The organism is Amycolatopsis sp. NBC_01307 (genome assembly GCF_035975215.1).
GTDB lineage: Bacteria > Actinomycetota > Actinomycetes > Mycobacteriales > Pseudonocardiaceae > Amycolatopsis.
In genome coordinates this window covers 3,787,380-3,806,615 of the sequence record NZ_CP108403.1, presented here as the reverse complement: position 1 = coordinate 3,806,615, position 19,236 = coordinate 3,787,380, and the positions used below count along the sequence as shown (strand labels likewise).

The window sequence follows — 19,236 nt, the reverse complement described above, 5'->3', positions numbered from 1 at the left end:
CAAGCGGGAGCAGCGGCCGATCAGGCGTGTGCCGCCGCGATGGGCGGCAACGCCCGGTCGGTCTCGGCGACCTGTGTGAGCTTGGCCGTCAGCGGTGCGAGCTTCGGCGAGGTGAGAGCTTTGTCGAGCAGGCGGCGCAGGGTCAGGCCGAAGCGGGTCTGGGGGTAGGCGAAGGGCACGATCCACCGGGGGAGGTTCTGGACGTCGTCGACGAGGGGACGCATCCACTGCTCGTAGGCGGCGAGCGCGGCATCGAGCCGGTCGGGCTCGGTGGTGGACAGGGAAGCGGCGAGGACGTATCCGCTGACGAGTGCGAGTGAGGCGCCGCCGCCACCCATCGGGGTGACGCACCAGCCCGCGTCCCCGGCGAGGCACACCCGCCCGCGGTGCCAGGTGGGCATGCGGATCTGGGTGAGGTTGTCGATGTAGACGTCCTCGGAGCGGTCGAAGCCGTCGAGGATCCGGTTGGTTTCCCAGCCGGCGTCGGCGAAGCGGTCACGGACGCGGGCCAGGGCGTCGGCGCGGTCGAGCCGGCCGAGGTCTTCGGCCCGGGCGTAGGCGAGGATGGCGCGGGTGGTGCCGTGGTTGTCGGGCCGCAGGTGGACCTGCCGGCCGCCGACGGTGGTGAACCAGCGCCACCGGTCGTCGTCGCCGGTGGTGCGGGGGATCGTGCCGAAGACCATGGCGATGCCGAGGTCGCGGCGGTCGACCAGGTCACCGAAGAGCCGGTCGCGGGTGGCGGAGCGGACCCCTTCGGCGATGACCAGCAGGTCAGCGCGCAGGACACGCCCGGATGCGGTGGTCACCGTGACCGCGTCGGTGTCGTCCACGACCTCGGCGATGGGATCGCCGTAGCCGATCTCGACTCCCGCGGGCAGGTGCCGCAGGATCGTGCGGGCGAAATCGCCGCGCAGCACCTCGAGTTCGGCGGTCGCGCCGTCCGGACCGGAGGGCAGTTCCGCGGTCACCTTGCCCGAGGCGTCGACCAGAACCGTGCCGGTCTCGGTGGTGTTCTGCGCCCTGATCGCCTCGGTGAGCCCCATCCGTTCGAGCACGTCGCGGGCGACGCCGCGGACGTCGACGTTCTGCCCGCCGTCGCGGAACGCGCCGGACCGTTCCAGCACGGTCACGTCCCAGCCGGTGCGGCGCAGCCAGAAGGCGGCGGAGAGGCCGGCGATGCTCGCCCCGGAGATCACGGCGTGTCGCGTGGTCATGACTGCTCCTCTGCCTTGATTGCTTTATAGTAAAGCTACTATGGAGTGAAGGAGTTCGCATGGTGGACGTCGACCCGCTGTCGGTGGAGTGGACGGCGGCCCAGGTCGAGGTGATGCACCGCCTCCGCGACTGGGCGGTCGGTTTCACCGAGCTGAACCAGCACCTGGCGGCCTGGATGCGGCTGCCCGGGTCCGATGCCAACGCGCTGGGGCAGATCGTCTGGGCGGACGAGGCGGGCGCGCCGCTTTCGCCGGCGGAGCTGTCCCGGCTCATCGGCATGACCACGGGCGCGACGACCGTGCTGCTGAACCGCCTCGAGACCGCGGGCCACGTCCACCGCAGCCGCGAGAGCGCCGACCGCCGGCGGGTGACCCTGCGGCCGACTCCGGCGGCACGCGATCGGGCGCGTGAGTTCCTGGCGTTCGCCGGCGTCGAGATCGCGCAGACCTTGGGTGCGGCCGACCCCGACGAGCTCCGCGTCGCCATCGGTTTCCTGGCGAAGATCACCGCTGCCGCCGCGGCGGCCAACCACCGCCTCGGCCACACGAGGCGGCGCTGAGCGAAGCGGGAGTGTGCGGTGGCCGGCCGGTCCGGGTGCGTGTCGCCCGGCTCGGAGGAGCGTACCGATGTCCGGCTACGTCGGTCAGGACGGCGGAGCCGGGGCGACATCGGTCAGGGGGTCCCGAACCGCAGCAGGACCTTGCTCGACCGCTCCGGACGGCTCGCGACGGCCAGCGCCTCCGCCGCTTCGTCCACTGTGTACTCCGCGGAGACGATCGGGGCGAACAACGCCGGGTGCGCCGCGATCGTGGCCAGGGTTTCGGCCATCCCGCCCGCGAACCGGCTGGAGCCGGCGAACGTCAGCTCGCGGGGGACCGTGAGGTGCCACGGCCCCGCGACGCCGTCACCGGGCAGCTGGCCCACCTGGACCAGGGTGCCGCCGGGGAGCAGGGCGCCCAGTGCCGTCGCCACCGCCACCGGGGCGCCCGACGACTCGAACGCGACGTCCACCTGAGGCAAGGGCTCGCCGGCGGTCAGGGTGCCGGTCGCGCCGACTCGCCGCGCCACCGCCAGGGGCTGGGGGTGCAGATCGGTGACCGTCACCGCCGCCGCACCCTCGAGGTGCGCCAGGGCCACCACCAGCAGGCCGATCGGGCCCGCGCCGGTCACCAGGACGTGGCGGCCGCGCACCCCGCCGGCCAGCGCGGCCATGCGGGTCAGCGCGTGGCGGGCGACGGACGCCGGTTCGGCCAGGGCCGCCGTGCGCAACGGGAGCCCCGCCGGCACCGGGACGAGCCGGTGGCCGGGCACCAGCAGCCGGTCGGCGAAACCGCCGTGGGTGTGCGGGCGGCGGGCCGCGCTGCCCAGGTAGCGCAGGTGCGGGCACAGGTTGTCCCGGCCTTCGCGGCAGCGCGGGCACTCCCCGCAGGTCTGGGCCGGGTGGACGGCGACCGGCGTGCCGGCGGGCGGGCCCGAGCCGTCGGCGGCCGCGGTGCGGACCGTGCCGACGACTTCGTGGCCCAGCACCATCGGGTCGGCCAGCACGGACTCGCCGACCTCGCCCCGCTGCCAGTAGTGGACGTCGGAGCCGCAGACGCCGCCGTAGGAGACGTCGACCACCGCGTCGCCCGCGCCGGGGGAGACGTCCGGGAAGTCCTGTGTGGACAGCCGGCCCGCGCCGAGCACCGTCACGGCCCGGCCCATCGGGAGCACGGTCACTCAGATCACCGCCGTCAGGCCGCCGTCGACGTAGACGACCTGGCCGTTCACGAAGTCCGACGCGGCCGACGCCAGCCACACCGCCGGGCCGGTGACGTCCTCGGGGCGGCCCCACCGGCCGGCGGGCGTGCGCTGGGTGATCCACGCCGAGAACTCGGGGTCCGCCACCAGGGACGCGTTGAGCTCGGTGTCGAGGTAGCCCGGCGCCAGGCCGTTCACCTGGATCCCGTGGCCCGCCCACTCCGCGCACATCGACCGGGTCAGCCCGGCGAGCCCGGTCTTGGCCGCGGCGTACGGCGCCGTCGTCGGCCGGACCAGGTGCGTCTGCACCGAGCAGATGTTGATGATCTTCCCGCTGCCGCGTGCGATCATCCCGCGCGCCAGTGTCCGGCCGACGACGAACGCGCTCGTCAGGTCGACGTCGACGACCCGGCGCCAGTCCTCGACCGGCAGCTCGGTGAGCGGGCCGCGGACCTGGATCCCGGCGTTGTTCACCAGGATGTCCGGACACCCGTGCTCGGCCACCAGCTGCTCGAGGGCCGCCTCGGCCGCGTCGCTGTCGGAGACGTCGAAGGCGCAGGTGAGGACGCCGTCGCCCAGCTCGGCGGCCGCCGCGGCGAGCTGATCGGCGTCCGGGCTGTTGAGCACCACGCGGGCACCGGCGGCGAGGTAGGCCTCGGCGATGGCCCGGCCGATGCCGCGTCGAGAGCCGGTGACCAGCGCGAGCTTCCCGGTCAGGTCGAAGGACGTCACGTCAGTTCTCCTCTTCGGAAGCAGTGCCGAGGACCTCGGCCCGCGCCTCGCGCACGAGCGCGCGGGACGCCGCCTCCGCCGCGGCCTGGTCGCCGGCCGCCACCGCGTCGACCAGCTCGCGGTGCCGGTCGAGCGACACCGCCGTCTCGTCGTTGAACGAGCGGTGCCCGGTGTAGCGGGCGTGCAGAGTGGCCAGCACGGTCTGCACGAGCTGGCTGAGCACGTCGTTGCGCGCGCCGCGCAGCAGGGCTTCGTGGAACGCGGTGTCCGCGGTGGCGAAGTCGTGCGGTTTGCCGTCCTCGAACGCGGTCGTCATCCCGGCCAGGGCTTCGCGCAAGGTCGCCGTGGTCTCGTCGTCCCGGCCGGCCGCGGCGCTGCGCGCGGCCATCGGTTCGAGGGCCTCGCGCAGGGTGAGCAGCTCGCCGAGCTGGCGCCGGGAGTCGGGTCCGGCCGCGCGCCAGGTGATCACGCGCGGGTCGAGCAGGTTCCACGCCGCGACGGGCAGCACGGTGGTGCCGACGCGGTGGCGCGGCTGGACCATCCCGAGCCCGGTGAGCGTGCGCAGGACCTCCCGCACCACCGAGCGCGACACCCCGTGCTCCTGCTCGATCCGTTCCGTGGACAGCACCGATCCGGGGACCAGCTCGCCCGTGGCGATCCGGCTGCCGATCGCGTCGACCACCTGTGCGTGCAGGCCGCCCGGTCCGCTCAGCGGGTTCACTTCGCCTCCCATTTGAGTATGATAAATCATACTCTAGCGAAGGAGCGGGTATGCGGGTGACCGACGTCGAGACTTTTCTCGTCGCGCCGCGGTGGATGTTCGTCAAGGTCTCGACGGACGCCGGGATCCACGGCTGGGGCGAGGGCGGGCTCGAAGGATCGGCCGACGTCACCGCGGCGGCGGTCACGGCCCTGGCCGAGCGGGTCGTCGGCGAGGACCCCCGCCGCATCGAAGACCTCTGGCAGCGGCTCACCAAGGGCGGGTTCTACCGCGGCGGCCCGGAACGCTCGTCGGCGATCGCGGCGCTCGACCAGGCCCTGTGGGACATCGCCGGCCGGCGGCTGGGCGTGCCGGTGTACGAGCTGCTCGGCGGTCCGGTGCGCGACCGCGTCCGGGTGTACGGCTGGATCGGCGGCGACTCGCCGCACGACGTCGCCGCCGCGGCCACCGCGCAGCGCGAGGCCGGGATGACGGCGGTGAAGATGAACGCCACCGCGCAGTTCCCGCCGATCCCGAGCGCGCGCGACGTCGCGGCGGCGGTCGACCGGGCCCGGCAGGTGCGGGAGGCGCTCGGCCCGGACCGCGACTTCGCCGTCGACTTCCACGGCCGGGTGAGCGTGGCCGCCGCGCCACGCCTGATCGAGGCGCTGGAACCGTTCGACCCGCTGTTCATCGAAGAACCCGTGGTCCCGGAGCACAACCACACGAACCTGCGACGGCTCGTCGAGAGCACCAGCCGCCCGATCGCCACCGGCGAACGCCTCTTCTCCCGCGGCGACTTCCTCCCGGTGCTGGAGGCCGGCGTCCGGGTGGTGCAGCCCGACCTGGCCCACGCCGGGGGCATCTCGGAGGTGCGCCGGATCGCCGCCCTCGCCGAGACGTTCGGCGCGGTCCTCGCGCCGCACTGTCCACTCGGGCCGCTGGCACTGGCCGCGTGCCTGCAGGTCGACTTCGCCACCCCCAACTTCCTGATCCAGGAACAGTCGCTGGGGATCCACTACAACCGCACCGCCGAGCTGCTCGACTACGTCGTCGACCGGGAGGTCTTCACGTTCACCGGCGGGTACGTCGAACGCCCGCCCGGTCCCGGCCTCGGCGTGGAGATCGACGAAGACGCCGTCCGGAAGGCCCACGAGCACGGGATGCGCTGGCGCACGCCCGTGTGGACGCACGCGGACGGCTCGTTCGCGGAATGGTGATGTGCAGAGGGCGCAACAAAGCCACCGATTCGGCCCGGAAATCTTGACAGGAAAGGGGGCCCGGCGCAGTCTTCCGCGCTAGACGTGCTCACTGCGCACACGGGTGTGCAAATCGCGCAACAAAGGAGTTCGCCATGACCGTCAGCCGCGTCCTCATCACCACGACCGCACTCGCCGCCGCGACGGCACTCACCCTTTCCGGCTGCACGTCGGCGACCGACGACGCGAAACAGCAGTCCGGCCAGGCGGCCGCGAAACTGGCCGGCTCGACCGAGTTCAACGACGCGAAGCTGGGCGAGCTCGCCGGGAAGATCAAGCAGGCCGTGCAGGCCAAGGGTGCCGGCGGCGTGCGCGTCGCCATGGTGATCAACAGTCCGTCGGCGTACTGGACCGAAGGCCGTACGGGCATGGAGAACGCGGCGAAAGAGCTTGGTGTGCAAGCGAACTTCCAGGCTCCGGCGGGCGGTGACCTCAGCGCCCAGTTGTCCATCCTGGACACCCTGCGCTCGGACAAGGTGGACGGCTACACGGTCTCGGCCGTCGACCCCAAGGCCGTCGTCGGCTCGGTCGGCGCCGCGCAGAAGGCCGGGATCGGCGTGGTCGCGATCGACTCCCCGCTGTCGGGGACGCCGGATCCGGTCACCTACCTCGGCACCCCCAACACCGACGCCGGGCAAAAGGCCGGCGAATCGATGAAAACGCTGCTCGGCGGTTCCGGAAAGGTCGCCATCCTCACCGGTTCGCTGACCGCCGCGAACGCGACGCAGCGCATCGCCGGATTCAAGAAAGCGATCGAGGGATCCGGTATCCAGGTCGTCGACACGCTCAACGACGATTCCGACCCGTCGAAAGCGTTGTCGAACGCGCAGACCGTGCTGCAGGCGAATCCGGACCTCGCCGGGATCTACACCGTGTGGTCCTACGACGGCCCGGCGGCCGGGCAGGCGGTCAAGGCGGCGGGCAAGGCCGGCGCGGTGAAGGTCGTCGCCGACGACGCCGAGCCGAAGACCGTGGAGTTCGTGCGCGACGGCGTCGTCCAGGCGATGGTGCTGCAGCGGCCCTACCAGCAGGGCTACCTCGGGGTGTACCTGCTGACCGCGCTGAAGGTGCTCGGCAAGGACGCGACGGACCAGCTCCTGCGGCCGTACCTGGCCGAGAAGGACGGCGTCAGCACGCTGAGCTCCGGCATCGGCCTGGTCACCGGCGACAACCTGCAGACCTACCTGGACGACCTCAAGAAGCTGGGGGTCACGCAGTGACCGCCGTCCACGTCGAGGCGGCCGGTCTGCGCAAGCGGTACGGCACCGTCGAAGTGCTCAACGTCGACCGGCTCGCGTTGCGCGGCGGCGAGGTCGTCGCCGTGCTCGGCGAGAACGGCGCCGGCAAGTCGACGCTGATCCGGGTGCTGACCGGCGCCACGGCCGCCGACGAGGGCCGGGTGACCATCGGCGGTACGCCGTTGCGCAACGGCGACCCGGCCCACGCCCAGGACCTCGGCGTCGCGACCGTGTCGCAGGAGTTCCCGCTCGTGCCCGAGCTGTCGGCGGCGGAGAACCTCATGCTGGGCCGGCGGGCCGGCAGCGGACGTGTCGTGTTCGATCGCCGCGGGACCGAACGTGCCGCCCGCGCGATGCTCGCCCGCATCAACGCCGACATCCCGGTGCGCCGGCCGGTCGTCCGGCTGTCGGTGGCGCAGCGCCAGCTCGTGGAGATCGCGAAGGCGCTGGGCCGGGACCCGTCGGTGCTGGTGCTCGACGAGCCGACCTCGGCGCTCGGCCCGGTCGAGGCGCGCCGCGTGCTGCAGTGCGCGCGGGACCTGGCCGCGCAGGGCAAGGTCGTGCTCTTCATCGGCCACCGGCTCGACGAGGTGCGCGAGATCGCCGACCGCGTCCTCGTACTCCGCAACGGCCGGCTCGTCGCCGATCTGACGCCGGAGCAGGCGACGCACGAGGCGATGATCCGCGCGATGGCCGGCGACGAGGCCGAGGTCCTGGTCGACGGCGACCCGCCGCCGCCGGGCGACGAGCCGGTGCTGACCGTGCGGGCGCTGGAAGCCGCCGGGATCGGGCCCGTCGACTTCGAGGTGCGCCGCGGCGAGATCCTCGGCGTCGCCGGCCTGATGGGCTCCGGACGCAGCCGCCTGGTGCACGCCCTGATGGGCGCCACCCCGGTCACCGCGGGCTCGATGCGTCTCCACGGCCGCCCGTACGCGCCGAAGCACCCCGCCGACGCCGTCCGCGCGGGCGTCGGCCTGGTCCCGGAAGACCGCAAGCACCAAGGGCTGCTGCTCGACGCCCCGGTCCGCTGGAACATCTCGCTCGCCTCGCTGCCCCGGCTGGCGAAGCACGGCTTCTACCTCGGCCCGCGCGCGGAAAAGGCGTTCACCGACGAAGTGCGGCGCTCGGTGCGGGTCCGCTGCGCCACCCAGGAACAGCCGATCGGCACGCTCTCGGGTGGCAACCAGCAGCGCGCGATCTTCGGCCGCTGGTTCGCCACCCGCCCGAAACTGCTGCTGCTCGACGAGCCCACCCGCGGGGTCGACGTCGGCGCGAAGGCCGAGATCTACCACCTCGTCGAGTCCTTCGCCGCGCAGGGCATGGCCGTCGTGATCGCCTCCTCCGAACTGGAGGAGCTGATGCGGCTGACGCACCGGACCGTCGTGCTCGCCGGCGGCCGGCTCGCCGCGACCGTCCCGCGTTCGGCCTACAGCAAGCAGGCCCTGATGACCGCCGCCAACGACGTCCCGGAAGGAGTGGCTCCGTGACCGCCACGCAAACCGAACCGGCCCCGCCGGACACCGTGCCCGAGCGGGGCGGTCCCTCGTTCCTGCGCGGCAAGGAGATCGGCGTCGTCGGCGCCGTCGTGGTGGTGTTCGCCGTGTTCGCGCTCGGCAACGCCAACTTCGCCGGCCTGTCGAACCTGCAGACCATGGGCGTCGACCTGGCCCAGTACGGCCTGCTCGCGCTCGGCGTCAGCTTCGTCATCATCACCGGCGGCATCGACCTGTCGGTCGGCTCGGTGGTGGCGCTGTCGGGGGTGTGGTCGGCGTGGCTGAACGTCCACGCGGGCCTGCCCGACGCCGTGGCCATCGCCGTCACGCTGGTGACCGGCGCGGCGATCGGGCTGGTGCACGGCTTTTCGGTGACCATCCTCGGCGTACCGCCGTTCGTGACGACGCTGGTCACGCTCGTCGCGGCCCGCGGCGCGGCCCTGGCGCTCACTCAAGGCTTCCCGATCGACGGGGTCGGCGCGACCTTCACGAGCGTCGCGCAGTACCGGATCGCCGCGATCCCGGTGCCGGCGCTGCTGTTCGTCGGAGCGTGTGTGCTCGCGTGGTTCTTCCTCGAACGCACCCACGTCGGCCGTCAGCTCTACGCGGTCGGTGGCAACGCCGAAGCGTCCCGCCTCGCGGGGATCCGGACGCGGCGGCGCGTGGTGCTGGCCTACGTCGTCAGCAGCGTCCTCGCCTCGGCGGTCGGCGTCCTGGTCACCGCGCGGCTCACCGTCGGCCAGCCCAGTGTCGCCACCGGCTGGGAGCTCAACGCGATCGCGGCCGCGGTCATCGGCGGGATCAGCCTGAGCGGGGGAGTGGGCCGGGTGATCGGCGTCGCGTTCGGCGCGATCCTGCTGGTCTGCATCAACAGCGGCTTGGTGATCCTGCACGTTTCGCCCTACTACCAGCAGATCGTGCTCGGGGCGGTACTCGCCGTCGCCGTGGTCACCGACCGGTTGCGGGCCCGCCGGTCCGAGCGGAACCAGAGCTGAGGAGCCACCATGAGACGTCTCCTGTCCGCGGCGCTGGCGCTCGCGCTGGCCGCGACCGTCCCCACTGCCGTCCGCGCCGAAGCCGCGGACACCACGTTCACCATCGTCGAGGCGCAGAGCGGCAACGCGCTGGGCCTGACGCGCACCGGGACCGACCCGGTCGTCACCGTCGACCCCTACGCCGGGAACCGCGACCAGCTCTGGCGGCTGGTCGACCTCGGTGACGGCTACTCCGAGATCGTCAACGACGGGACCGGAAAGGCCTTGTCGACAGTGGACGGTCATGCCGACGACGGCGCCGTCGTGCACCTGTGGGACTACCTGGGCAGCTACCCCGACCAGCACTGGCGCGTCGCCGACGCGGGTGGCGGCACGGTCACCATCGCCAACCAGGGCACCGGAAACCGTCTCCTGTCCACCAAGGACGGTCAGACGGCGGCCGGCACCGAAACGCAGCTGTGGAGCCCGGTCGGCGGCCGCGCCGGGCAGACGTGGAAACTGGTCCCGACCACGGTTCAGCGCGTCGTCACCGTGCACGCCGACGTCGTGAGCCAGGCGCCGCGGACCGACGTCGCGACCGGTCTGGAGGACGTCAACCACGAGATCTACGGCGGCATCTACAGCCAGCTGCTGTTCGGTGAGGCGTTCCAGGAACCCGAGCACGACGCCGGCGTCAGCGGCATGTGGCGGCCCACCGCGTCCGGCGGAGCGCGGGGCACCTACGCCCTCGACACGACCACGCCGTTCAAGGGCCGCCAGGACCAGCGGATCACCTTCGTCTCCGGACGCGGCAGCGTCGGTGTCGAGAACCGCGGCCTCAACCGGCAGGGCATCGGGGTCGTGGGCGGCAAGCCGTACGAAGGCAAGATCACCCTGCGGACGACGCAGCCCGTGAGCCTCGCCCTGCAGAACGCGGACGGCACCAAGACCTACACCCGGACGTCGGTGCGTACGCAGGGCGCCGGCTGGCGCACCTACTCCTTCGCGATGACGCCGTCGGCGACCGACGCGCACGCGCGGTTCACCGTCGACCTCACCGAGCCCGGCAGCGCCGACGTCGGGTACGCGTTCCTGCAGCCCGGCGCGTGGGGCCGGTTCCAGGGCCTGCCCGTCCGCAAGGACGTCGCCGACGCGATGGTGCAGCAGGGCCTGCGCGCGATCCGGTTCGGCGGCTGCGCCAACAGCGGCTGCGGCGACGTCTCGGACTACAAGTGGAAGACGATGATCGGCGACCCGGTCACGCGGCCGGTCACCCGGGGCTTCTGGTACCCGTACGAGTCCAACGGCTGGGGCATCTTCGACTTCCTGCGCCTCGGCGAGGCGATGGGCATCGACGCCGTCCCGTCGCTGAACATCGACGAGACCCCGCAGGACATCGCCGACCTGGTGCAGTACCTGTACGGAGCCAAGACCACGACGTGGGGCGCTAAACGCGTCGCCGACGGCCATCCCGCGCCGTACACCGTGCACCGTCTCGAACTCGGCAACGAGAACGCCGTCGACGAGACGTACTGGACGAAGTTCAAGGCCCTGGCCGACGTCATCTGGGCCTACGACCCGACGATCAAGCTCGTCGTCGGCGACTTCACCTACAGCGACGTGATCACCGACCCGTTCCACTTCACCGGCGGCGGCAAGGTGAACACCCTGGCCGCGCACCAGAAGATCCTCAACCTGGCGAAGCAGTACGGGTCCCAGGTCCAGTTCGACATCCACCTGTGGACTCAGGACGCGGCGGGCGTGCCGTCCCAGCTCCGGGCGCTCGACAGCTACGTCGACCAGCTCGGCCGGATCGCCCCGGGTGCGGACTACAAGGTGGTCGTCTTCGAGCTGAACGCCGACAGCCACGACCTCGCCCGGGCCATCGGCAACGCCTACGCGATCAACGCCCTGCAACGCCGGCCGAAGGTCGACGTCGTCTCCTCGGCCAACGCGCTGCAGGTGGACGGCCAGAACGACAACGGCTGGGACCAGGGCCTGGTGTTCCTGAACCAGAACCAGGTCTGGGGCCAGCCGCCGTACTACGTCCACCGGATGAAGGCGGCGTCGTGGCAGCCCGGCGTCCTGCGCACCGATGTCACCGGCGGCGACGAGCTGTTCGACGTCACCGCGCTGGCGAGCGGCGCCAAGCTGTCGATCGACGTCGTCAACGCGTCGGATGCGCCGCTGACCTACACCCTCCGGCTCGACGGGACCCGGGGCAAGGCGGCGGTGAGCGTCCTGGAAGGACGGCCGAACGCCGTGAACACCGCCGGCAACCCGCGGAACACCCTCCCGGAAGAGTCCACTGTGGATTTGTCTGTCGGCTCGGTGACCCGGACATTTCCCGCCCATTCCTACACCTCCTTCCGGATCGGCTGATGCGTACCTACCAAGCTCAGGTCGCGTTCGACGAGCGTGCCGACCACGCGGAGGGCCCGCTCTGGGACGACGTCCGCGGCGAGCTGCTGTGGGTCGACCTCGACGCGGGGCTCGTCCGCCGCGCGACCTGGGATTCTCCTCGGCTTTCCTTGGTGGCGACGTATTCGCTGGGGGAGGCGGCCGGCGCGGTCGTGCCGTGCGCCGACCCGGCCGACGGCTGGGTCGTGGCGAGCGAGTTCGGCTTCGCCCGGCTGGGCACGGACGGCTCGCTGCGGAAACTCACCGAGCCCGAACGCGGCCGCCACGCCCGGATGAACGACGGCGCGGCCGACCCCCGTGGCCGGTTCTGGGCGGGCAGCATGGCCCGGGACCGCGCGCCGGGTGCGGCTTCGCTGTACCGCCTGGAGGGGACCGAAGCCGTCCGGGTGCTGGCGGACGTGACGATCTCGAACGGCCTCGCCTGGCGGAACCCGGACGAGTTCTACTACATCGACACGCCCACCCAGCGCGTCGACCTGGTGACCGCGGACGGCCGCCGTGAGCCCGCGTTCGCCATCGACCCGGGGCTGGGCGCACCGGACGGGATGACCATCGACGCCGAAGGCGCGCTCTGGGTGGCGCTGTGGGACGGCTCGGCCGTCGTCCGGTTCAGCCCGCGCGGCGAGGTGCTCGCCCGCGTTGACGTCCCGGCCACCCAGGTGAGCAGCTGCTGCTTCGGCGGCCCCGACCTGACGACGTTGTTCGTCACGACGTCTCAGGAAGGTTTCACGCCCGAGCAGTCCGCCGCGGAACCCCACGCGGGCAAGCTCTTCGCCGTCGAAACCGACGTCACCGGACTGCCCGCGGACCGGTACCGCCCGGAAGGAGAACGTCCGTGACCCGAGTGGCACTGGCCGGGTGCGGGGCGATGGGCGAGATCGTCGCCCGCACCGTCTACCCGGCCCTCGGCGGCCTCGCCGCCGCGATCGATCCCGACCCGGCGCGCGCCGCCGCGGTCGCCGAGCTGACCGGCGCCCGGCCGTTCACCTCGCTGGCCGAAGCACGGCGGGAAGCCGGGATCGACGCGGTCGACGTCCGCGTGCCCCACCACCTGCACGCGGCCGTGGTGCTCGAGGCGCTCGCGTCCGGGTGTCACGTCCTCGTCGAGAAGCCGTTCGCCACCACGCTGTCCGACGCCCACGCCATGGTCGCGGCGGCCGATGACGCCGGGCTCGTCCTGGCCGTCGCCGAGAACTACCCGCACCTGCGTGCGGTGCTCGACGCCCGGACGGCCTTGGCCGCGGGCCAGATCGGCGACGTCGTCGCGCTGCGCTCCACCCGTGCGTACCAGGTGGGCGGGGTGTGGGTGCGCGACGGCTGGCGCCACGGCGGCGGCCCGTCCGGCGGCATCCTGCTCGACCAGGGCACCCACCAGGTGAGCCTGCTGCGCCGCCTCGGCGGACCCGTCGCGGCGGTCGCGGCCGCCGGGGACGACGACACCGTCGCCCTCACGCTGCGGATGGCGAGCGGCGTCACCGCCCAGTCCCTGCTCACCTGGTCGGTCCCAGGGGCCGCCGCCCAGGCCGAGGCCACCGTGCTCGGCACCGGCGGCCGGCTCGACGTCGTCGTCGACTACGACGCCGACGAAGGCGGCTGCCACGTCTGGACCCCGGCGGGGAGCGAGCACACGGGCAAGGAGAACTACTACGACAGCCACCGCCTGATGGTCGAGGACTGGCTCGCCGCGATCCGCGCCGGCGCCGAACCCGTGGTGCCCGGCCGGGAAGGCCGTGCCGACCTCGCCGTGGTGCTCGCCGCCACGGAGTCCCTGGAGCGCGGCGGCGGCTTCGTGGAGGTCCCGTGACGCGGCCGGACGTCGTCTGCTTCGGCGAGAGCATGGCCCAGCTGCTGCCCGCCGACGGCGAACCGCTGCGCCACGCGACGCGGTTCACCCTCACCACCGCGGGCGCGGAGTCCAACGTGGCCCGGGCGCTCGTCCAGCTCGGCACCACCGCGTCCTGGGTGAGCCTGGTCGGCGACGACGCCCTCGGCGCCCGGCTGCTCGACGAGGTCGCCGCGGCCGGCGTCGACGTCTCGCTGACCCGGCGCCGCCCCGGACGGACCGGCTTCTTCGTCAAGGACCCGCACCCGGGCGGCTCCGCGGTCACCTACTACCGCGACGGCTCGGCGGCCTCCCGGCTCGGCCGCGCCGACGTCGACCGGGCGCTGACCGCGCGGCCGCGGCACCTGCACCTGTCCGGGGTCACGCCCGCGCTGTCGGAGTCGTGCCGCGACGCGGTCGGGTACGCGCTCGACGGCGACGTCGTGACCAGCTTCGACGTCAACCACCGTCCCGCGCTCTGGCCGGACACCGGCGAAGCCGCGACTGTCCTTCGTGGACTGGCGCGCCGCGCGGACGTCGTGTTCACCGGGCTCGACGAAGCGGCGGCGCTGTGGGGCGCCGAGACCGCCGCCGACGTGCGCGAGCTGCTGCCCGAGCCGCGTGTCGTGGTCGTCAAGGACGGCGGCACCGCGGCAACGAGCTTCACGGCGGACACCTCGTGCACCGAGCCCGCGCTGCCGGTGGACGTCGTCGAGCCGGTCGGCGCGGGCGACGCGTTCGCCGCCGGCTGGCTGCACGGGATGCTGACCGGCCTGCCGCACCCGGCCCGGCTGCGCCTCGGGCACCTGCTGGCCGGCGCCGCGCTGACGTCGCTGTCCGACCACTTCCCCCTCCCGCGCCCGTCCGCCGACCTGATCCGGGCCGCCGTCGCGCCGATCCCAGGGAGCTGAGATGTCCCAGTCCGTCGACCGGGCCGCCGTCATCCTCGACGCCTGCGCCCGCGGGCCACGCCGGCTCTCCGAGCTCGCGCAGGAACTCGACGTGCACCGCTCCACCGTGCTGCGGCTGCTGCAGACGATGGAGCGGCACCGGCTGGTGCGCCGGCTCGACGACCTCACCTGGGGCATCGGGTTCGGCCTGATCGGGATGGCGCTGGAGTGCCTCGACGCGATGGACCTGCGCACCGCCGCCCGGCCCCGGCTGGAACGGCTCGCCCGCGAAGCCGGCCACACGATCCACCTGGCCGAGCTCGCCGGCACCGACATCGTCTACGTCGACAAGGTCGAAGGCCACGGCGCGGTCCGGATGGCCTCGCGGATCGGCGCGCCGGTCCCGGTGCACACCGCGGGTGTCGCCAAGGCCATCCTGGCCGGCCTCGCGCCCGACCGGCGTGACGCGATCCTCGCGACCACGACGTTCGAGAAGTTCACCGCCTCGACGATCACCGGCCCTGGCGACTTCGCCGCCGAGCTGGCCCGGGTGCGCAAGCAGGGTTACGCCGTCGACGACGGCGAGTACGAAAGCTTCCTGGCCTGCATCGCGGTCCCGGTGCGCGACCACACCGGCGCCGTGCACGCCGGTGTGTCGATCACGGCGTTGTGCGCGATCGAACCGCTCGAGCGCCTCCGCCGGCACCTGCCGCTGCTGTGGGAACTGGCGTCGGAGATCTCGCAGAACCTCGGCTGGGACGGCACTTCGGGGGTGCGCCGCCATGCCGGCTGACGACTTCTTCGCCCGCCGCTTCACCGCGCTGCCGGTCATGGTGATCCTGCGCGGCCACGATCCCGCCACCACCGTGCGGCTCTGCCGCGACGCCAAGGCGCTGGGCGTCGAGCTGATCGAAGTCCCGTGGCACGGCGAGGAATCCGCGCGGTCGCTGGCGGCCGCCGTCGCGTGGGCGCGCGACGAGCCGGGCGCGTGCGTCGGCGCGGGGACCGTCACCACGCTCGACGCGCTCGACGCCGTGTGGAGCCTGGGCGCCGGGTTCACCGTCGCGCCGGGCTTCGACGCGCGCGTGGCCCGGACGAGCGTCGGGCACGGCCTGCCGCACCTGCCCGGCGTCGCCACCGGCAGCGAGGTGGGGGCCGCGCTCGCCGCCGGTTTCCGCTGGCAGAAGGTGTTTCCCGCGAGCGTGCTGACACCCGGCTGGATCTCCGCGCTGCGGGCGCCCTTCCCCGGCGTGCGGTTCGTCGCGACCGGCGGGATCGACGCCGGCAACGCGGCGGCGTTCCTCGGCGCGGGGGCCCGCGCCGTCTCCTTCGGCAGTTCCTTCACCGCGGCGGCCGTCCGCTCGGTTTCGACCCACGAGAACGGAGAACAATGATGTCCCAGCACTCTCGTCGTGTCTTCCTCGGTGCCGGCGCGGCGTTGGCCGCGGTGCCGCTGCTCCCGGGGGTGGCCGTGGCCGCACCGGCGCCCCGGCCCCGGGCCGGTGCCGAACTCCTGCGCGACACGTTCGGCCCAATCAGCGGCTGGGAGCGCCGCGGGACGGTGATGACCCAGACGTTGTCGTGGGAGACCTCGCTGCTGCAGGACCCGTGCCTGGTCTACAACCAGGGCGGTGGCCCGCGGTTCAAGATGTGGTACGGCTCGCTGTACTACGTCGGGTACGCCACCAGCGAGGACGGCGTCACCTGGACCAAGACGCCGGACCCGGTGCTCAGCCGCTCGATCGACACCGACCACAACAACCTCAACCAGCCCAGCGTCGTCTACCTCGACGGCACCTGGCACATGACCTACTTCGGCATCGACGCCGCCGGCAAGGGCCGCGTCCACTACGCGACCGCGAGTGCGCCGGCCGGGCCGTGGACCAAGCACGGCGTCATCCTCGAATCGACGATGCCGTGGGAGGACGATTACATCTACAACTCCGCGCTCTACTACGACCCCGCCGAGCGCACGTGGAAGATCTGGTACACCGCCGGGAAGATCGCGTCGGCGGGCGGGGAACCGGAGTACATCTGCTACGCCACCGCGAAGAACCCGGCCGGGCCGTGGACGAAGTACGCGGGCAACCCGATCCTGCGCCCGATGCGCGACGGCGGCTGGGCGTCTCTCGGCATCGGCGGCCCGAACATCCGCCGCACCGCCGACGGCGGCTACGAGATGCGCGTCGTCGGCTGGCAGGCCGACTACCCGTCCCGCGGCGGGAAGCTGCTCTCCCGCGACGGGATCCGCTGGGAGCTGACGCGGGCGAACCTGGAGCTGGACCTCGGCGTGGCCGGCGGCCCCGAGGACGCGATGGTGTACCGCCAGTTCGTCGTCACCCACAACGGCGCCGACCACGTCTTCTTCAACGCCAAGAACAACCGCCCCGGCTGGAACGAAACGATCGAGCTGGCGATCCGGCGCACCGGGCTGCAGATCGTCGACCCGGCGAAGTGGACGATGACCCAAGGCACGGAGATCCCGAACGGCGCGTCGTTCCAGGTCAGCGGCGGCCGCGCGACGACGCTGGGCAACGCGGTCGCGACCCAGACGTTGCAGGGCAGCGTGCCGATCCGCACGCTGGACTACGACCTGGCGGCCGAGGTGACTCCGCACAGCACGGCGCTGAACGACCGCGACGCGGTCCTGACGACGAGGTTCACCACCCGAGACAGCTACTACTACGCGGGCATCGCGTCCTGGGGCCAGAAGTACGCGATCGGTGTCGTGGACGCCGGGGTCAACACGAAACTGGCGGGCACGGGCGCGGCGGCGGACATCAAGCCGGAGGAGACGCACGCACTGCGCTTCGCTGTCCAGGCTCGAAGCTGACCCTCTACGACAGCGGCCGGGAGGTGCTGTCGGTGGTGGACCCGACGCTGGTCCCGGCGGAGAGCTTCGTAGGCCTGCAGAGTTCGACGGCGACGGGAAAGACCTCGTTCGGGAACGTGTCCGTACACGCTTTGTGAGTCGAACCCACGAGACCCGGATCGCGGTGGTGAGCCCGCAGTTCGCGTCGCACGCGCGTCCACCCGCGACGGTCGGCGCCGCGCTCGCGTTCGGGGACAACGCCGACACCGGCACCCGGTAGGAAGCTGTTGGAGCGGCCCGGCCGGCCGACGTGTTGCCCGACACCGGCGCGGAAGTTTCGACGACCGGTTACGGCCGGCTCGGTACCTTGTGGACCAGCCGGCCTACGCCGTCACCCTGGCGATCCACGGTCTGAGCGGCGTACTGCCCCGGTCACCCCGGCTACGTCCTGGAAGGTCCCGGGCGCTTCTTCGGGCTGCCGCCGTACTGGCCGGACGCGATCCGTCCCGACGCCGGGGAGCTGGCTCTGGCGGCCGCGACCGAAGTGAGGTTCTCGACGATGGCGCGGACGGCGGAGACCGTGGTCAGCGCCAGGGCATGTGCTGCAGGCACCAGGTGTTGCCGTCGGGGTCGGCGAAGTAGGCGTAGAACACGCCGCCCATGTCCTCGACGGCGCCGACCTCGACGCCACGTTCGACGAGCTGGGCGCGTGCCTGCTCGATGTCCGCGACTACCAGGTGCAGCCCGCGCACCGTTCCCGGCGGCATGGTGAGGGCGGGCACTCCCTCGGTGAGGGAGATCGAGCAAGCCGAGCCCGCCGGGGTGAGCTGGACGATGCGCACGCCGTCCACCGGGCGGACGTCCACGTCGAGGGCGAAGCCGAGTGCGTCGCGGTAGAAGCCGATGGCGCGGTCGATGTCCGTGACCGGCACGGGGACGAGTTCGAGCAGGTACGCGCCGGGGAGCACGGGCGGGTTGCCGGGATCGGCGGCGACAGCAGTCGGGTCGGCGGGGATTTCGGTGACGGGGTCGTTCATGAGTGGTCTCGTTTCTCGTGGTCGAGCAAGGATGCGAGGCGGTCGTACGCTTCGCCGGCGCCGCGCCGCATCGGGCTGCGCACGACCTGGTCGCGGATTTCCGGTGACGGGTACTGCGCGGTGACGGTCATCGTGGTGTGGCCGCCGGTCTCGGTCAGGACGGTGGTGACGAGCGCGGCGCCTTCGGGCCAGCCGCGGTGGATCTCGGTCTGTACGAGACGTACGGGTGGCTCGACTTCGCGGAACACGCCGTACATCTCCATTTCCGCGCCGTCGGGACCGTGGGAGACGAAGCGCCAGGCGCCCCCGGGGCGGAGGTCGACGTCGCAGCCGGTCAGGTGCCAGCCGTGGGCGCCGTGCCAGCGGCGTAGCAGCTCGGGCTGGGTGAGAGCGGCGTAGACGAGATCGGCGGGAGCGGCGAATTTCCGGGTGAGCACGAGCCCGGCGGCGCCCGCCTCGGTGACCTGAAGTCCCGGGAGGGTCATGGTTGCAGGTCTTTCAGGAGGTCGTCGAGTTGCTGGTAGCTGGCTTCCCAGTAGTCGCGGTAGCCGGCCAGCCAGGCTGTGGCGGCCTTGAGTGGTTCGGCCACCAGGTGGCACGGCCGCCGCTGGGCGTCCCGGCCACGTTTCACCAGCCCGGCCCGCTCGAGCACGCGGAGGTGTTTCGACACGGCGGGCTGGCTCATCGCGAACGGGACGGCCAGCTCCGTGACGGTGGCGTCGCCGGTCGCGAGCCGGGCGAGGATGGCTCGCCGGGTGGGGTCCGCGAGTGCGGCGAACGTCGCGTCCAGGGTGCCGCTCGTGCCCATACATAACCTCCTGGTTCTGTAACCATGTGGTTTATATAGGCTGTTCAGGGCCGCGTCAAGCGGCCTCGTCCACCGCTTCGACCGCGGACCTGGCG

General features: G+C 72.4%; 20 protein-coding genes. 13 read left to right on the top strand and 7 right to left on the bottom strand.

Translation table 11 applies throughout. The features are described 5' to 3' along the window. Window positions 1-20: 20 nt before the first annotated feature. Complete coding sequence (locus OG439_RS15875; protein WP_326950119.1) at window positions 21-1,214, bottom strand: FAD-dependent monooxygenase; 1,194 nt, start codon at window positions 1,212-1,214, stop codon at window positions 21-23. Window positions 1,215-1,273: 59 nt separating this feature from the next. Between OG439_RS15875 and OG439_RS15870 the strand changes: the two genes are divergently transcribed. Beyond that, the gene (locus OG439_RS15870) at window positions 1,274-1,774 is read left to right on the top strand and encodes a MarR family winged helix-turn-helix transcriptional regulator (RefSeq protein WP_326950118.1); all 501 of its coding nucleotides are present in this window, start codon (window positions 1,274-1,276) and stop codon (window positions 1,772-1,774) included. Between the two features lie 113 nt (window positions 1,775-1,887). Here the strand turns inward: OG439_RS15870 and OG439_RS15865 are convergent, their stop codons facing one another. From OG439_RS15865 to OG439_RS15855, 3 genes are read right to left on the bottom strand one after another with little or no spacing between them, the layout of a single operon-like run. After that, window positions 1,888-2,934, bottom strand: a complete 1,047-nt coding sequence (locus OG439_RS15865) for an alcohol dehydrogenase catalytic domain-containing protein (protein ID WP_326950117.1) — start codon at window positions 2,932-2,934, stop codon at window positions 1,888-1,890. Then, window positions 2,935-3,687: an SDR family oxidoreductase gene (locus OG439_RS15860; protein ID WP_326950116.1), complete on the bottom strand. Its 753-nt coding sequence runs from the start codon at window positions 3,685-3,687 to the stop codon at window positions 2,935-2,937. A gap of 1 nt (window position 3,688) precedes the next feature. Continuing rightward, window positions 3,689-4,420, bottom strand: a complete 732-nt coding sequence (locus tag OG439_RS15855) for a FadR/GntR family transcriptional regulator (RefSeq protein WP_326950115.1) — start codon at window positions 4,418-4,420, stop codon at window positions 3,689-3,691. Between the two features lie 38 nt (window positions 4,421-4,458). On the opposite strand from OG439_RS15855, the gene dgoD reads away from it, so the two are divergent. The 12 genes from dgoD (at window position 4,459) to OG439_RS15795 (ending at window position 17,576) form a co-directional block, all read left to right on the top strand. Next, the gene (gene dgoD / locus OG439_RS15850; RefSeq protein WP_326950114.1) at window positions 4,459-5,607 is read left to right on the top strand and encodes a galactonate dehydratase; all 1,149 of its coding nucleotides are present in this window, start codon (window positions 4,459-4,461) and stop codon (window positions 5,605-5,607) included. A gap of 134 nt (window positions 5,608-5,741) precedes the next feature. Continuing rightward, a complete protein-coding gene (locus tag OG439_RS15845; protein ID WP_326950113.1) occupies window positions 5,742-6,866 on the top strand; it encodes a substrate-binding domain-containing protein in 1,125 nt (374 codons plus the stop codon). Further along, window positions 6,863-8,371, top strand: coding sequence for a sugar ABC transporter ATP-binding protein (locus OG439_RS15840; RefSeq protein ID WP_326950112.1), 1,509 nt, complete (start codon window positions 6,863-6,865; stop codon window positions 8,369-8,371). The genes OG439_RS15845 and OG439_RS15840 overlap by 4 nt, the downstream gene beginning before the upstream one ends. After that, window positions 8,368-9,372 (top strand): ABC transporter permease, encoded by a 1,005-nt coding sequence (locus tag OG439_RS15835; RefSeq protein ID WP_326950111.1) that lies wholly within the window; start codon window positions 8,368-8,370, stop codon window positions 9,370-9,372. The genes OG439_RS15840 and OG439_RS15835 overlap by 4 nt, the downstream gene beginning before the upstream one ends. 9 nt (window positions 9,373-9,381) lie before the next feature. Next, window positions 9,382-11,733, top strand: a complete 2,352-nt coding sequence (locus tag OG439_RS15830) for an RICIN domain-containing protein (protein ID WP_326950110.1) — start codon at window positions 9,382-9,384, stop codon at window positions 11,731-11,733. Next, complete coding sequence (locus OG439_RS15825) at window positions 11,733-12,611, top strand: SMP-30/gluconolactonase/LRE family protein (RefSeq protein WP_326950109.1); 879 nt, start codon at window positions 11,733-11,735, stop codon at window positions 12,609-12,611. The genes OG439_RS15830 and OG439_RS15825 overlap by 1 nt, the downstream gene beginning before the upstream one ends. Next, window positions 12,608-13,576, top strand: coding sequence for a Gfo/Idh/MocA family protein (locus tag OG439_RS15820; RefSeq protein WP_326950108.1), 969 nt, complete (start codon window positions 12,608-12,610; stop codon window positions 13,574-13,576). The genes OG439_RS15825 and OG439_RS15820 overlap by 4 nt, the downstream gene beginning before the upstream one ends. Beyond that, entirely contained in the window at window positions 13,573-14,505 is a 933-nt protein-coding gene (locus OG439_RS15815) for a sugar kinase (RefSeq protein ID WP_326950107.1), read from the top strand. The genes OG439_RS15820 and OG439_RS15815 overlap by 4 nt, the downstream gene beginning before the upstream one ends. Window position 14,506: 1 nt before the next feature. Further along, a complete protein-coding gene (locus tag OG439_RS15810; RefSeq protein ID WP_326950106.1) occupies window positions 14,507-15,277 on the top strand; it encodes an IclR family transcriptional regulator in 771 nt (256 codons plus the stop codon). After that, window positions 15,267-15,878, top strand: a complete 612-nt coding sequence (locus tag OG439_RS15805) for a bifunctional 4-hydroxy-2-oxoglutarate aldolase/2-dehydro-3-deoxy-phosphogluconate aldolase (RefSeq protein ID WP_326950105.1) — start codon at window positions 15,267-15,269, stop codon at window positions 15,876-15,878. Before OG439_RS15810 ends, OG439_RS15805 begins: the two co-directional genes overlap by 11 nt. Beyond that, window positions 15,878-17,317, top strand: coding sequence for a hypothetical protein (locus OG439_RS15800; protein WP_326950104.1), 1,440 nt, complete (start codon window positions 15,878-15,880; stop codon window positions 17,315-17,317). The genes OG439_RS15805 and OG439_RS15800 overlap by 1 nt, the downstream gene beginning before the upstream one ends. 133 nt (window positions 17,318-17,450) lie before the next feature. Further along, a complete protein-coding gene (locus OG439_RS15795; protein WP_326950103.1) occupies window positions 17,451-17,576 on the top strand; it encodes a hypothetical protein in 126 nt (41 codons plus the stop codon). Between the two features lie 304 nt (window positions 17,577-17,880). Here OG439_RS15795 and OG439_RS15790 read toward each other — a convergent pair whose 3' ends face one another. Genes OG439_RS15790 through OG439_RS15780 form a run of 3 tightly spaced genes read right to left on the bottom strand, consistent with a single transcriptional unit; the run spans window position 17,881 to window position 19,141 of the window. Then, window positions 17,881-18,333, bottom strand: coding sequence for a VOC family protein (locus OG439_RS15790; protein WP_326950102.1), 453 nt, complete (start codon window positions 18,331-18,333; stop codon window positions 17,881-17,883). Beyond that, on the bottom strand, window positions 18,330-18,818 hold the full coding sequence (locus tag OG439_RS15785) for an SRPBCC family protein (protein WP_326950101.1): 489 nt from the start codon (window positions 18,816-18,818) through the stop codon (window positions 18,330-18,332). The genes OG439_RS15790 and OG439_RS15785 overlap by 4 nt, the downstream gene beginning before the upstream one ends. Continuing rightward, window positions 18,815-19,141: an ArsR/SmtB family transcription factor gene (locus OG439_RS15780; RefSeq protein WP_326950100.1), complete on the bottom strand. Its 327-nt coding sequence runs from the start codon at window positions 19,139-19,141 to the stop codon at window positions 18,815-18,817. Before OG439_RS15780 ends, OG439_RS15785 begins: the two co-directional genes overlap by 4 nt. Window positions 19,142-19,236: the final 95 nt, after the last annotated feature.